The sequence below is a fragment of the Sphaerisporangium flaviroseum genome, from assembly GCF_039537005.1.
In the GTDB taxonomy this organism is placed as follows: domain Bacteria; phylum Actinomycetota; class Actinomycetes; order Streptosporangiales; family Streptosporangiaceae; genus Sphaerisporangium; species Sphaerisporangium flaviroseum.
The window spans coordinates 1-13,979 of the sequence record NZ_BAAAZR010000027.1 but is presented as its reverse complement, the minus strand read 5'-3'; the positions used below and the strand labels follow the sequence as shown (position 1 = coordinate 13,979).

General features: G+C 70.3%; 10 protein-coding genes. 8 read left to right on the top strand and 2 right to left on the bottom strand.

From position 1 onward, the window contains the following. Positions 1-7: 7 nt before the first annotated feature. Together ABD810_RS27520 and ABD810_RS27515 are read right to left on the bottom strand one after the other, a co-directional pair. Positions 8-448 carry a hypothetical protein gene (locus ABD810_RS27520; protein WP_344946557.1) on the bottom strand — a complete coding sequence of 147 codons (441 nt, stop codon included), beginning with the start codon at positions 446-448 and terminating at the stop codon, positions 8-10. A gap of 200 nt (positions 449-648) precedes the next feature. Beyond that, positions 649-1,320 (bottom strand): lytic polysaccharide monooxygenase auxiliary activity family 9 protein, encoded by a 672-nt coding sequence (locus tag ABD810_RS27515; RefSeq protein ID WP_344946554.1) that lies wholly within the window; start codon positions 1,318-1,320, stop codon positions 649-651. 393 nt (positions 1,321-1,713) lie between these two features. Between ABD810_RS27515 and ABD810_RS27510 the strand changes: the two genes are divergently transcribed. The 8 genes from ABD810_RS27510 to ABD810_RS27475 form a co-directional block, all read left to right on the top strand. Then, on the top strand, positions 1,714-1,902 hold the full coding sequence (locus ABD810_RS27510; protein ID WP_344946551.1) for a DUF5999 family protein: 189 nt from the start codon (positions 1,714-1,716) through the stop codon (positions 1,900-1,902). A 262-nt stretch (positions 1,903-2,164) separates the two neighbouring features. Beyond that, the gene (gene ligA, locus ABD810_RS27505; protein WP_344946549.1) at positions 2,165-4,237 is read left to right on the top strand and encodes an NAD-dependent DNA ligase LigA; all 2,073 of its coding nucleotides are present in this window, start codon (positions 2,165-2,167) and stop codon (positions 4,235-4,237) included. Positions 4,238-4,481: 244 nt separating this feature from the next. Further along, positions 4,482-5,813 (top strand): crotonyl-CoA carboxylase/reductase, encoded by a 1,332-nt coding sequence (gene ccrA / locus ABD810_RS27500; RefSeq protein ID WP_344946546.1) that lies wholly within the window; start codon positions 4,482-4,484, stop codon positions 5,811-5,813. Positions 5,814-5,835: 22 nt separating this feature from the next. Beyond that, positions 5,836-6,870, top strand: coding sequence for a 3-oxoacyl-ACP synthase III family protein (locus ABD810_RS27495; RefSeq protein WP_344946543.1), 1,035 nt, complete (start codon positions 5,836-5,838; stop codon positions 6,868-6,870). A gap of 17 nt (positions 6,871-6,887) precedes the next feature. Next, the gene (gene ccrA, locus ABD810_RS27490; RefSeq protein ID WP_344946540.1) at positions 6,888-8,222 is read left to right on the top strand and encodes a crotonyl-CoA carboxylase/reductase; all 1,335 of its coding nucleotides are present in this window, start codon (positions 6,888-6,890) and stop codon (positions 8,220-8,222) included. An 8-nt stretch (positions 8,223-8,230) separates the two neighbouring features. Then, positions 8,231-9,235, top strand: a complete 1,005-nt coding sequence (locus tag ABD810_RS27485) for a 3-oxoacyl-ACP synthase III family protein (RefSeq protein ID WP_344946537.1) — start codon at positions 8,231-8,233, stop codon at positions 9,233-9,235. Further along, complete coding sequence (locus ABD810_RS27480; protein WP_344946534.1) at positions 9,232-10,122, top strand: 3-hydroxybutyryl-CoA dehydrogenase; 891 nt, start codon at positions 9,232-9,234, stop codon at positions 10,120-10,122. The genes ABD810_RS27485 and ABD810_RS27480 overlap by 4 nt, the downstream gene beginning before the upstream one ends. Before the next feature lie 75 nt (positions 10,123-10,197). Continuing rightward, on the top strand, positions 10,198-13,979 hold a 3,782-nt coding region (locus ABD810_RS27475; RefSeq protein ID WP_344946531.1), incomplete at its 3' end, for a type I polyketide synthase.

Genomic DNA, 13,979 nt, shown 5'->3' with positions numbered 1-13,979 from the left:
GCCGCCCCTAAGCGTCGGGGAACAGCCTTTGAGCGTACGCCGCGAGCGCTTCCAACTGGGTCGGTTGCACCTCTTCGGGACGCGCCCCCCTTCGGGCGCCCGGTTGTTCGGATCCGGCCACGGCCATCCGGACGGCCGCCGCCAGCTTCTCGCCGTCGGCCGACTTCTCCCGAAGGACGTCCGCACGTTGCCGCTCGGCCTTGGCCTCCTCCTTCGCGGCGGCGGCGTCCTTGCGCGCGGCGGCGGCGTCGGCCCGCTGGATGGTGCTGCCGAACAGCGCGCCCACCCCGGCGAACACGATCGCCTCCAGGCCCCCAAGCAGGTAGACCAGCCGGTCCCAGTGCTCGTCGCCGCGCAGGAACCCGAGCACTACCAGCACCGCGGCGAACACCGCGATCAGTGCGATGGCCACCACCGCCTGTAACAGGCTGATCCTCTGCGTCTCCACCGCAGGCTCCATCCGCCGACCCCGTTCTCTGCTCTCCGAGGTTTACCAGAGACTCCCCGAGCTTTACAGAGACGCGGGAGGCGGAGGACAGGTTGTCAACCGGCTATCGGGTCAGGGCGGTCCGGCGCGTGTGCTCCGCTCCGGCGGCGCCTGACTCCGCCGGACGCGATGGCGTTCGGCGGAGGGGCGGGGCGGAATCGTCAGACGAAGTTGACGTCACTGCAGAAGTAGAACGTCTGGTCCATGTGCGAGGCCTGCCAGATCGTGTAGACGACGTGGCGGCCGGTGCGTGCTCCTCTGGAGATGTTGTTGATCATGTACGTCTGGCCGGGAGCGTACCTGCCGGTCTCGCGGACCAGCTCCAGATGGTTCCACCCGAGGGCCGTGGTGGTGGCGTTGTAGCCCTGGCGGCTGATGTAGACCCTGATGTAGTCGGCGCCGTGGCTCGCCTGGTCGTTGAGGCGGAGGTTGAAGGTGCTGGACAGGTTCGTGGTCTTCCACTGGCCGGGTGTGTCCATGGCGCGGTAGCGACCGGCACCGGTCCGGCCCGCGCTGCACAGCTGGCCGTTCGGGATGGCCGCCTGGTGGTTGCCGCCGACGTTCTCCCTGTAGAGCCCGTTCCAGTTCCACATGGCGTTGGTGTCGGTCTGCCATGCCTGCCAGCACATGGGGTCCTGCTGCTGCATGGAGGGGTTCTGGAAGTCGCTGCCCCAGCGCAGCCAGCAGCCGTAGTTGCGGGCGGCGGGGTCCATGACCGACCCGTGCGCCGAAGCGGTGCCGGTGAGGGGGGTGGCGCAGAGCAGGGCCGCGAACAGCAGCATGGCCAGGGTGCGGAGTGCCCAGCGGGGTGATCTGAGGTGGTGATGGGGCATCGTGCGGTCTCCGTGTTCCGGTTGGGGGTTCCGGGTGGTGGGAGCGCTCCCGCACTCGTGAAGCTATCTGACGGAGGTACGGGCGCACAAATGACCCGGCTTGGTCAACCCGCCCGCGACCAGGGGCGTAGGGTCCAATTAGTTGGGCGACCAGCCAAAAAGCGCCCCTGAAAGGCTTCCCGGTCTCCTGAAAATTTCACATCGGCCGGACCCGAGATGGGGCAGAATTTCCGGTGGACGCGGAGAAAGGCGCCGCCGGCGCTCGGCGCGCATGCGGCCGCGATCGGAGCACAGCGGTTCCGCAAGCGTTCTACAACCATATTGTTAGCGCCTTCCCGCACTATGACGAAGAGAAGAGACATCCCCGAGGAGCGCCACCCAAGAGGTGCCATCATGTGCAAGCATCAGCCCGCCTGTCCCACCGCCTACGCCCCCGACCGCGAAGCCGCGCACGTGATCGTGGCCCACCCCGACCAGGGGTGGAGCCTGCTGTGCAACGGTGTCGTGCTGTTCGAGGACACCGGTCTGCTGCTCCCCGATGGAGCCGTCGTGGCTCCCCACCGGGCCCTCGTCACCGCCTGACCGCGTGACGCGCGGCCCGCACGGAGGGCTCACCTTGGCCGGTTGGGCGGGAGAGGTCCGCCGGGAGGAGCGAGTAGCGCGGTCCTGCGCGGTCAGCGAAGCCGTCCAGTCCGCCTCCCGCGGCCCGCATCCGGTCACCGCCCACCGTGCGCCCGCATGAGTGCGACGCCTTGCGCCCCATCGCTCGGCTGGGTGGTTACACCCCAGCTCAGCCCCCTAATGGCATGCCGAAATCGTCGGTGCCGCACGGCATGATGGATTCATGAGCGACGCGCCCCCGATCACCCGGCTCCCCGACCCCGCGGCCTACGCCGAAGCCGTCCAGCTCGCGCTGGACGCCTCCGCCGCGTACTACGGCGACGGCACCTCCACCTTGGACGACGATGTCTACGACCGGCTGGTGCGCGGCATCGCGGCCTACGAACAGGATCATCCTGCCCAGGTGCTGCCCGGCTCGCCGACGGGCAAGGTATCAGGCGGCGCGGTGGTCGGCGACGTCCCGCACACCGTGCCCATGCTCAGCCTCGACAACGTCTTCGGCGCCGAGCAGCTCGCCGACTGGGCCGCCGGGCTGGAGCGCAGGCTCGGCCGCCCGGTGACCGCTTGGAGCGTGGAGCCCAAGCTGGACGGCATGGCGATCTGCGCCCGTTACCGTCGTGGCCGCCTGGTCCAGCTGGTCACCCGCGGCGACGGCACCGCGGGGGAGGATGTGAGCCATGCCATCGGCACCATCGTCGGGCTTCCCGGCCGGCTGGCCGAGCCGGTCACGGTGGAGCTGCGAGGCGAGGTGATGATGACCGCCGCCCAGTTCGAGCAGGCGTGCGCCAAGCGCCGCGCGCACGACGGCACGACCTTCGCCAACCCGCGCAGCGGCGTCGCCGGCACCCTGCGCGCCCAGGACCGGCCCTATGTGTGCGAGCTGACCTTCTTCGGATACGGGGCGCTCCCGCTGCCGGTCGACGACACCTCAGAGCTCGCCGCGGGGCTGCGCGAGTGGCCCCACAGCCAGATCATGCAATGGGTCGCCGGGCAGGGCGTGCAGACCACCGCCGCCACTCCGGTCGCCGGCACCGTCGCGGGCACGCTGGAGCAGGCGCAGGAGCGCATCGAGCAGATCGCCGCGTCCCGGCCGCAGTTGTCGTTCGGCATCGACGGCATCGTCGTCAAGGCCGACCTCGCCGTCGACCAGGAGCAGGCGGGGTTCAGCTCGCGCGCGCCCCGGTGGGCGATCGCCTACAAGCTGCCCCCCACCGAGAAGATCACCAAGCTGCTCGCGGTCGAGTGGAACACCGGCCGCACCGGGATCATCGCGCCGCGCGCCGTGCTGGAGCCGGTCGAGCTCGACGGCAGCACCGTCACCTACGCCACCTTGCACAACGTCGCCGACATCACCCGCCGCGGTCTTCTGCTCGGCGACTCGGTCACCGTCTACAAGGCGGGTGATGTGATCCCGCGGGTCCAGGCGCCCGTCGTCCACCTGCGTACGGGGGCCGAGCAGCCGATCGCCTTCCCCGAGGCCTGCCCGTTCTGCGGTGACGCGATCGACACCTCCCAGGAGCGGTGGCGGTGCGTGCGCGGCCGCGCGTGCCGGGCGATCGCGTCCATCGGATACGCGGTGGGCCGCGGCCAGCTCGACATCGAGGGCCTGGCCGACAACCGCGTCCAGCAGATGCTCGACGCCGGGCTGATCACCGACTTCGCCGACCTGTTCTATCTCACCCGCGAGCCGTTGCTGGCCCTTGAGCGCATGGGCGCGGTCAGCACCGACAACCTGCTCGCCGCGATCGAGCGGGCCAAGTCCCAGCCGCTGAGCCGGGTGTTCTGCGCGCTGGGCGTGCGGGGCACCGGCCGTTCCATGAGCCGCCGCATCGCCAAGCACTTCGGCACCATGGCCGCGATCCGCGCGGCCGACGCCGAGGCGATCCAGCAGGTGGAGGGCATCGGCCCCGAGAAGGCGCCGGTGGTGGTGGCCGAGCTCGCCGAGCTCGGCGATCTCATCGACAAGCTGGTCGCCGCGGGGGTGAACATGACCGAGCCCGGATACACCCTCGGCGCGCCCGGCGACGAGCCGGGCGACACGGCCGCGCTGCCGCTGGCGGGCATGTCCGTCGTGGTCACCGGTGCGATGACCGGGGTGCTGGAGTCGCTGTCACGCGACCAGATGAACGAGCTGATCGAGCGTGCGGGCGGCAAGGCGTCCTCGAGCGTCTCGGCCAAGACATCACTTCTGGTCGCGGGGGAGAAGGCCGGCTCGAAGCGCACCAAGGCCGAGAGCTCAGGAGTGCCGATCGTCACCCCCGAACAGTTCGCCGAACTGGTCGCCGCCGTGCTGTAGCCCGTGTCCGTGCCCGTGCCCGTGCGGTGGGTGCGCGCGGTCGCACCACCTGTGCCCACTCCCGGAGGGCTCGCCGGTTCGGTTCCGTGACCACGGACGGGGTCTTCTCCGGCGCCGACATGATGCCGACCCTTACCGATCATTGCAAGAAATGTAGGGGGGCAGGTGGGGGTAGATAGGGGGTTGGCGTCCAGCATTGCGAATCCTTAGCGTCATCCCTGTCCGCGTCGGATGAGGAGATCGCATGGATTCTTTAACCGAGGCTGTCATCGATGGCGCACCGGGGGAGGAATTAGCGCGTATTCGAATTCCCACGGAATTCGTCGCGGGACATCTTCGCGTGGAGGATGTCGACATGTTCGCCGGGATGGCGGACAAGGATGTGCGTAAGTCATTGCGGGTGGGTCCGGTGCCGATGCCGGAGCTGGCGCCGGATGAGGTGCTGGTCGCGGTGATGGCCAGTTCGATCAACTACAACACGGTGTGGTCGGCGATTTTCGAGCCGTTGCCGACTTTCGATTTTCTTCGGCGGTACGGGCGGGAGGGTGGTTTCGCCTCCCGGCATGATCGGCCGTTCCACGTGCTGGGGTCGGACGCCGCGGGCGTGGTCGTCCGCACCGGGGCCGGAGTGCGGCGGTGGAAGGTCGGCGATCACGTCGTCGCCAGCGCGGTCGCCGTGGACGAGCAGGAGCCGGCCACGCACTGGGACGGCATGCTCGGCAGCCGGCAGCGTGCGTGGGGGTACGAGACCAACTTCGGCGGGCTGGCGCACTACACGGTGCTTCGGGCCAGCCAGGTGCTGCCCAAGCCCCCCCATCTGACCTGGGAGGAGGCCGCGACCGCCACGCAGTGCGCGGGGACGGCGTACCGGATGCTCGTGAGCGACCGGGGTGCCCGGATCAAGCAGGGCGATGTGGTGCTGATCTGGGGTGCGGCCGGGGGGCTCGGAGTGTTCGCCGCGCAGTTGGTGAAGAACGGCGGCGGCATCCCGGTGGGCGTCGTCAGCTCGGAGGAGAAGGCCGCCGTCGCCCGGCGGCTCGGCTGTGACGTGGTGGTCAACCGGGAGGAACTGGGCATCGGCGGCCCGGAGACGTCCATCGAGGCGGGCAAGCGGCTGGGCAGGATCATCCGCCGTGAGGTCGGAGAGGACCCGCACGTCGCCTTCGACTACACCGGGCGTGCCACCTTCGGGATCTCGGTGTTCGTGGTGCGCCGCGGCGGCGCCGTGGTGACCTGCGGGTCGAGCTCGGGATACCAGCACGAGTATGACAACCGCTATCTGTGGATGAACGTGAAACGCATCATCGGCAGCCACGGAGCGAATCTCCAGGAACTGTACGAATGCATTCGTCTTTTCAGGCTCGGACATCTGATGCCGGTCATTTCCGCGGTTTACCCGCTCGCCGAGGTCGGTGAGGCGACACGGCTGGTCCAGACCAACGGCCATGTCGGAAAGGTCGGCGTGCTGTGCATGGCGCCGGAACGCGGAATGGGCGTCACGGACGCGGAAACGCGGGCCCGGCTCGGCCCCGAGCGGCTCGACCCGCTCGCGGGAATCTGGAAACACCGCAACTGACCCAGGGAGAGGGCACTGTCTGATGGCTGTCGGAATATTGTCGACCGGATCGTATGTGCCGAAAGCCGAGATTTCCAATGAGGAGGTGGCTGAAAGGGTCGGGGCCACGCCTGAATGGATCGAGCGTAAGACCCAGATCAGGACCCGGCGTTACGCGGCGCCCTCGGAGGCCACCTCCGACCTGGCGGTCAAGGCCGCGCACAGGGCACTGCTCGGAGCGGGCCTGCTCCCCGAGCAGATCGACTACATCATCGTCTCCACCTCTACGGGAGACTCGCCCAGCCCGCCGACCTCCAACCTCGTGCAGGACGCCCTGGGGGCCGACCGCGCCGCCTGTTTCGACCTCAACGTGGTGTGCAGCGGTTTCGTGTACGGCCTGGCGCTGGCCCGCGGCCTTCTCGACCTCCACCCGGGGCGCCGCGCCCTGGTGGTGGCCGCCGACGTCTACTCGCGCATCCTGGACTTCACCGACCGGCGCACGGCGGTGCTGTTCGCCGACGGCGCCGGGGCTGCGATCGTCGGTCCGGTGCCCGAGCCCTACGGCCTCATCGACGTCGAACTGGGCAGTCACGGCGAGGCGCACCAGCTCATCAGGGTGGAGGCCGGGGGCAGCCGGATGCCGGCCTCGCGCGAGACCGTCGAGTCCGGCGGTCATTACTTCAGGATGAACGGGCGCGGGGTGAGCGAGTTCGTGCTGGAGCACGTCCCGCCCGTTCTGCAGCGGCTCGTCGAGCGGGCCGGGCTGCGGCTCGACCAGGTGGACCACTTCATCCCGCACCAGGGGAACGGCAACCTGATGAACGACCTGGTCGGACGGCTGCGACTGGACACCGCGCGCACGCATCGCACGATCGACCGGTTCGCCAACATGGGCAGCGCCTCTGTCGCGGTCACGCTCGATCACGCGGCACACGACTTCCGGGACGGCGACATCGTGCTGCTCGTCGGATTCGGCGGCGGCATCTCCATCGGCTCGTGCCTGCTGCGCTGGGCGGACCCCTGGTCCCTGCGCGAACGCGAGCTGAGTCCGGTCGCGAACGACTCCCTTTCGACATGAGGAACGGCGGGAACGGCATGAGTGCTTTGGCCGACGCGGTCATCGGTGGAGCGGATGGTGACGAACTGGCGCGCACCGAAGTGCCGCGCGAGTTCGTCGCGGGGCATATCCGCGTGGAGGATGTCGACATGTTCGCCGGGATGGCGGACAAGGATGTGCGTAAGTCATTGCGGGTGGGTCCGGTGCCGATGCCGGAGCTGGCGCCGGATGAGGTGCTGGTCGCGGTGATGGCCAGTTCGATCAACTACAACACGGTGTGGTCGGCGATTTTCGAGCCGTTGCCGACTTTCGATTTTCTTCGGCGGTACGGGCGGGAGGGTGGTTTCGCCTCCCAGCATGATCGGCCGTTCCACGTGCTGGGGTCGGACGCCGCGGGCGTGGTCGTCCGCACCGGGGCCGGAGTGCGGCAGTGGAAAGCCGGCGATCACGTGGTGGTGAGCTGCACCCATGTCGATGACCAGGAGCCGGCCACGCACTGGGACGGCATGCTCGGCGGCGAACAGCGTATCTGGGGCTTCGAGACCAACTTCGGCGGGCTGGCCCACTTCACGATCGTCCGGGCCAGCCAGGTGCTGCCCAAGCCACCTCACCTGACCTGGGAGGAGGCCGCCGTCAACCTGCTGTGCGCCGGTACTTCGTACCGCATGCTGGTCAGCGAACACGGCGCGCGCATCAAGCAGGGCGATGTGGTGCTGATCTGGGGTGCCGCCGGAGGGCTCGGCGCCTACGCCGTGCAGTTGGTGAAGAACGGCGGCGGCATCCCGGTGGGCGTCGTCAGCTCGGAGGAGAAGGCGGAGGCGGTGCGCCGGCTGGGCTGCGATGTGGTGGTCAACCGCGAGGAGATCGGCATCGGCGGCCCGGAGCCGGATCCCGGTCAGAGCATCGAGGCGGGCAAGCGGCTGGGCAGGATCATCCGCCGTGAGGTCGGAGAGGACCCGCACGTCGCCTTCGACTACATCGGCCGCGCGACGTTCGCGACCTCGGTGTTCATCGTACGGCGTGGCGGCACCGTGGTGACCTGCGGTTCCAGCACGGGCTACCAGCACCACTACGACAACCGCTACCTGTGGATGAACGTGAAGCGCATCATCGGCAGCCACTCCGCGAACTACCAGGAGGCCGCCGAGTGCAACCGCCTTTTCCGCCAGGGACGGCTCAAGCCGGTGATCTCCGCCGTCTACCCGCTCGCCGAGCTCGGCGAGGCGACACGGCTGGTCCAGACCAACGGCCACACAGGAAAGGTGGGCGTGCTCTGCCTGGCGCCCGAGCCCGGCCTGGGCGTCACCGATCCGGAGCTGCGGGCGGCGATCGGCTCCCAGGAGCTCAATCCGATGCGCGAGATGGAAGGGTGACCGTTCGCATGTCCGCTCCCACGATCGGGAACGCCGTCGGGATACTCTCGACCGGCTCGTACGTGCCGAAAGAGGAGATCTCCAACGAGGAGGTGGCCGAGCGGGTCGGAGTCGATTCCGAGTGGATCGAGCGCAAGACCCAGATCATCTCCAGGCGCTACGCGGCGCCGACGGAGGCGGCCTCCGACCTCGCGACCAAGGCCGCGCGCCGGGCACTGGACGCCGCCGGCGTTCCCGCCGAAGCGCTCGACTACATCATCGTCTCCACCGGCACCGGCGACTCCCCGCAGCCGCCCACCGCCTATCTGGTCCAGGACGCCCTTGACGCCCACAACGCGGCCTGCCTGGACATCAGCGCCGCGTGCAGCGGCTTCGTGTACGGGATGGAACTGGCCCGCGGCCTGCTGGTGTCGCGTCCGGACGCGCTGATCCTCATCGTGGCGGCCGAGGTGTACTCCCGGTTCGCGGACTTCTCCGACCGCCGCACGTCGGTCCTGCTGGGCGACGGCGCCGGGGCGGCCATCGTCGGCTCCGTGCCCGCTCCGTACGGCCTGCTCGGGGTCGAGCTGGTCAGCCGCGGCGACGCGCACGCCCTCATCAGGATCGAGGCGGGCGGCAGCCGGATGCCGGCCTCGCGCGACACCGTGGAGACCGGCGGTCACTACGTCAAGATGAACGGACGCGGGGTGAGCGAGTTCGTGCTGGAGCACGTCCCGCCCGTTCTGGAGCGGCTCGTCGAGCGGGCCGGGCTGCGGCTCGACCAGGTGCGCCATTTCGTTCCCCACCAGCCGAACGGTGTGCTGCTCTCCCGGCTCAGCGACGCTTCGGGGCTGGTGAACGCGCGTACCCACCGCACGGTCGAACGCTACGCCAACATGGGCAGCGCCTCGGTGGCGGTCACGCTCGACGAGGCCTCGACCGACTTCCGGGACGGCGACCTGGTCCTGATCGCGGGCTTCGGCGGCGGCATGGCCGTCGGCGCCTGCCTGGTGCGCTGGGCGGTGGCCGCATGAGCGACGTGCCCACCGCCACCGGCGTGGCGACGGAGTTCACCAGGATCGGCCTCGTCGGGTGCGGGCTGATGGGGTCCGGAATCGCCGAGGTGTGCGCCAGGGCGGGCCTGGACGTCATGGTCGCGGTGTCGCGCCCGGCCTCGGAGGCCAGGGGACTGCGGCTGATCCAGTCCTCGCTCGACCGGGGCGTGCGCAAGGGGAAGCTCACCGAGGAGGAACGTGACGCGATCCTCGGCCGTGTCACGTTCACCACCGACCTCAACGAGCTGGGCGACCGGCGCATGGTGATCGAGGCGGTCACCGAGGAGGAGCCGGTGAAGTGCGAGATCTTCACCTCCCTCGACAAGATCGTCGAAGCCGAGGACGCGATCCTGGCGTCCACCACCTCGTCGATCCCGATCATGAGGTTGGCCCGAGCCACCAACCGCCCCAGCCAGGTGGTCGGCATGCACTTCTTCAACCCGGTGCCCGCGCTGCCGCTGGTCGAACTGATCCCGTCGCTGGCCACCGGCGACGGCACCACGGCCCGTGCCGAGGCCTTCGTGCGGGACACGCTGGGCAAGCAGCCGATCAGATCGGCCGACCGGGCGGGCTTCGTGGTCAACACCCTGCTCATCCCCTACCTGCTCGCGGCGATGCGGATGGTGGAGTCGGGCTTCGCCGACGCGGAGACGATCGACCGGGCGATGGTGCTCGGCTGCGCGCATCCGCAGGGACCGTTGAAGCTCGCCGACCTGATCGGCCTCGACAGTGTGGCGTCGATCGCCGGGGCGCTCTACGCGGAGTTCAAGGAGCCGCTCTACTCGCCACCGCCCCTGCTCTGCCGCATGGTCGAGTGCGGTCTCCTCGGCCGGAAGTCCGGACGCGGCTTCTACGACTACGGCTGACGCGCCGCCACCCCTACCACCCCTTGATCACCCCCTACCCCCATCGTCGTCACGGCGGAGAGGAAGGCCATGCCCATGGACACCCGGACCGCCGCCGACGCCATCGCCGTCATCGGGCTCTCCTGCCGCTTCCCCCGAGCCGCGGACCCGGAGGCGTTCTGGCGGCTCCTCCAGGATGGGGCGGACGCGCTCGGCGAGGTGCCTCAGGACCGCGCGGAACCACTGGGTGACCTGCCCGTGCCGCGCGCGGGCTTCCTCGACCACGTCGACCGCTTCGACCCGGGCTTCTTCGGGATCTCGCCGCGGGAAGCCGTCACCATGGATCCGCAGCAGCGGCTCATGCTCGAGCTGGCGTGGGAGGCGCTGGAGGACGCCGGGATCGTCCCGGCCGCGCTCGCCGGGAGCGACGCCGGAGTGTTCGTCGGTGCCATCTGGGACGACTACGCGGCGCTGGCCCTGCGGCGCGGCGAACAGATGATCACCGCTCACACCATCACCGGGCAGAGCCGCGGGGTGATCGCGAATCGGCTGTCCTATGTGCTCGGCCTGGGCGGTCCCAGCATGGTGATCGACTCCGGCCAGTCGTCATCGCTGGTCGCCGTGCACACCGCGTGCGAGAGCCTGCGCGCCGGCACCTCGGCCGTGGCTCTCGCCGGCGGCGTCAACCTCAACCTGGCGCCCGAAGGGTTCGCCATCGCGCGCAGATTCGGGGCGCTGTCCCCTGACGGCCGCGCGTACACCTTCGACTCTCGTGCCAACGGATACGCGCGCGGTGAGGGCGGCGGGCTGGTCGTCCTCAAGCCGCTGCGCCGGGCACTGGCCGACGGTGACCGGATCCACGCGGTGATCCGTGGCGGGGCCGTCAACAACGACGGCGGCGGCGCCAACCTGACGGCGCCGAACCAGGCCGCCCAGGAGGAGGTCCTGCGGCGGGCCTACGCGAACGCCGGCGTCGACCCGGCCGAGGTGGGCTTCGTCGAACTGCACGGCACCGGGACCCCGGTCGGCGATCCGGTCGAGGCGGCGGCGCTGGGCGCGGTGCTCGGCGCCGGCCGGGCGCGCGGCGCCCCGCTGCCGGTGGGCTCGGTGAAGACCAACATCGGGCATCTCGAGGGAGCGGCCGGCATCGCCGGGCTGATCAAGGCGGTCCTGTGCGTGCGGGAACGCACACTCGTGCCGAGCCTCAACCATCGAACGCCGAACCCGGCCATCCCGCTGGACGCGCTCCGCCTGCGGGTCGCCGACGGTGTGCGAACGCTCGACCACCAGCCCGGCCGGCCCCTGGTCGCCGGGGTCAGCTCGTTCGGCATGGGCGGGACGAACTGCCATGTCGTGCTCTCGGCTCCGCCGATCCCCCCCGTCGCGGCGGGAGCGGGCACCCCTCCACGGCCCGCTCCCGTCCTCACCCCCGTGCTCGTCTCGGGACGGGGCGAGAAGGCACTGCGCGCCCAGGCCGGCCGGCTGCGCGAGCATCTGGAATCGCGGCCCGGACTCGGCCTCGGCGACGTCGCGCACTCCCTGGCCACCACCCGGTCCCGGTTCGAGCACCGGGCGGTGGTCCTCGCCGAGGACCACGACTCGCTGACGGCGGCGCTGGCCGCGCTCGCCGAAGGACGTGCCGTCCCGCAGGTCGTCCAGGGACGTACCGGCGGCGGCGGGCTCGCGTTCCTGTTCACCGGGCAGGGGAGCCAGCGCCCGGGAATGGGGCGGGAGCTGTACGCCGCGCATCCGGTGTTCGCCGAGGCGCTGGACGCGGCGTGCGAACGGCTGGAGGCCCATCTCGGCAGGCCGGTGCGCGAGGTCATGTTCGCCGCCGCGGGAACGCCCGAGGCGGAGCTCCTGGAGCAGACCCTGTTCACTCAGACCGCGTTGTTCGCCTTCGAGGTGGCGCTGTTCCGGCTGCTCGAACACCTCGGGCTCGCGCCGGACATGCTGCTCGGGCACTCGGTCGGCGAACTGGCCGCGGCACACGTCGCCGGGGTGCTGACGCTGGACGACGCATGCGCGCTCGTGGCGGCGCGCGGACGCCTGATGCAGGACCTCCCCGAGGGCGGGGCCATGGCGGCGATCCAGGCCACCGAGGAGGAGCTCCTCCCGGCGATCGCCGCGCACGCCGGCCACGTCGCCGTCGCCGCGGTGAACGGCCCCACGGCCACGGTCATTTCCGGTGAACAGGACGCGGTGCTCGAGATCGCCGCCCGGTGGCGCGAACGCGGCCGCAAGACGCGGCGCCTGCGGGTCAGTCACGCGTTCCACTCACCCCGCGTGGAGCCGATGCTCGCGGACTTCGGCCGTGTCGCCGCGGGACTGTCCTACGCGCCGCCGAGGATCCCCATCGTGTCGAACCTGACCGGTGAGCCGCTGACGGAAGAGGAGGCCTGCTCCCCGGACTACTGGGTGCGCCACGTGCGCCAGGCGGTTCGTTTCCTCGACGGCATGCGCTCGCTGGAAGAGCACGGCATGACGCGATTCCTCGAGGTGGGGCCGGACTCCGTGCTCGTGTCCATGGGGCGCGACTGCCTCGTGGGCGGGGAGGCGACGTTCGTCCCCGCGGTGCGCGGCGACCGGCCGGAGGCGCGCTCGCTGCTCGCCGCGCTGGCCGAGTCGCACGTCCGCGGGGTGACGATCGGCTGGGAGCGGCTGCTCGGACAGGGTGAACGGGTTCCGCTGCCCACGTACGCCTTCCAGCGGGAACGGTACTGGCTGCCTCCCCTCGGCCCGGCCGCCGAAGGACAGGACGAGCACGTAGAGCACGTCGAGCACGTCGAGCACGTCGAGCACGTCGAGCACGTCGAGAAGGTCCCGCCGGTCGCGGAGGCCGCAGCCGAGCGTGACCTCGCCGCTCTGGTGCGCGAGCAGATGGCCCTCGTGCTGGAGCACCCCTCGGCGGAGACGATCGACCTGGCGGCGCGCTTCAAGGACCTCGGCTTCACCTCGTTCATGGGCGTCGAGCTGAGTGACCGCCTGGGAGAGGCCGCCGGGATCCGGCTCCCGAGCACGCTCATCTTCGATCGGCCGACCGGCGAGGCCGTGATCCGGTACCTGGAGGAGACGATCAGCGGTGCGCCGGAGGCGCCCGAGGTGGCTCGGGGGCGGGCGGACGAGGACGAGCCGATCGCCATCGTCGCGATGGGCTGCCGGTTCCCCGGGGACATCGACTCGCCCGAGGACCTGTGGCGGGTGCTGGCCGGCGGCGTGGACGCCATCGGCCCCTTCCCCGCCGACCGGGGCTGGGACCTGGAAGGCCTGTACGACCCCGAAGGGCTGCAGCCCGGCAAGCACTACGTCCGCGAGGGCGGATTCCTGCGCGGCGCCACCCGGTTCGACGCGGAGTTCTTCGGCATCTCGCCACGCGAGGCGGCGGCGATGGATCCGCAGCAGCGGTTGCTGCTGGAGGTCGCGTGGGAGGCGCTCGAGCGCGCGGGCATCGCGCCCGACTCCCTGGCGGGCACCTCGGCGGGGGTGTTCATCGGCGCCACCGCCCAGGAGTACGGGCCGCGCATGTACGAGGGCCTGCGGAGCACCGAGGGCTACGTCATGACGGGCACCACCCCCAGCGTCGCTTCGGGACGCATCGCCTACGTGCTGGGCCTTGAGGGGCCGGCGATGACGGTGGACACGGCCTGTTCCGCGTCCCTGGTGGCGATACACCTGGCCTGTCAGTCGCTGCGGCGCGGAGAGTCCACGCTCGCGCTCGCGGGTGGTGTGACCGTCATGTCCACGCCCGGCATGTTCATCGAGCTGACCCGCCAGCGTGCCCTGTCTCCGGACGGCCGCTGCAAGGCCTTCTCCAGTGCCGCTGATGGGACGGGGTGGGGTGAGGGTGTGGGGTTGGTGTTGCTGGAGCGGTTGTCGGA

Excerpts from the sequence above, each read along its gene's own strand:
- ABD810_RS27515 (WP_344946554.1), bottom strand. The coding sequence starts at position 1,320 with ATGCCCCATCACCACCTCAGATCACCCCGCTGGGCACTCCGCACCCTG.
- ABD810_RS27510 (WP_344946551.1), top strand. The coding sequence starts at position 1,714 with ATGTGCAAGCATCAGCCCGCCTGTCCCACCGCCTACGCCCCCGACCGC.
- ligA (WP_344946549.1), top strand. The coding sequence starts at position 2,165 with ATGAGCGACGCGCCCCCGATCACCCGGCTCCCCGACCCCGCGGCCTAC.
- ccrA (WP_344946546.1), top strand. The coding sequence starts at position 4,482 with ATGGATTCTTTAACCGAGGCTGTCATCGATGGCGCACCGGGGGAGGAA.
- ABD810_RS27495 (WP_344946543.1), top strand. The coding sequence starts at position 5,836 with ATGGCTGTCGGAATATTGTCGACCGGATCGTATGTGCCGAAAGCCGAG.
- ccrA (WP_344946540.1), top strand. The coding sequence starts at position 6,888 with ATGAGTGCTTTGGCCGACGCGGTCATCGGTGGAGCGGATGGTGACGAA.
- ABD810_RS27485 (WP_344946537.1), top strand. The coding sequence starts at position 8,231 with ATGTCCGCTCCCACGATCGGGAACGCCGTCGGGATACTCTCGACCGGC.
- ABD810_RS27480 (WP_344946534.1), top strand. The coding sequence starts at position 9,232 with ATGAGCGACGTGCCCACCGCCACCGGCGTGGCGACGGAGTTCACCAGG.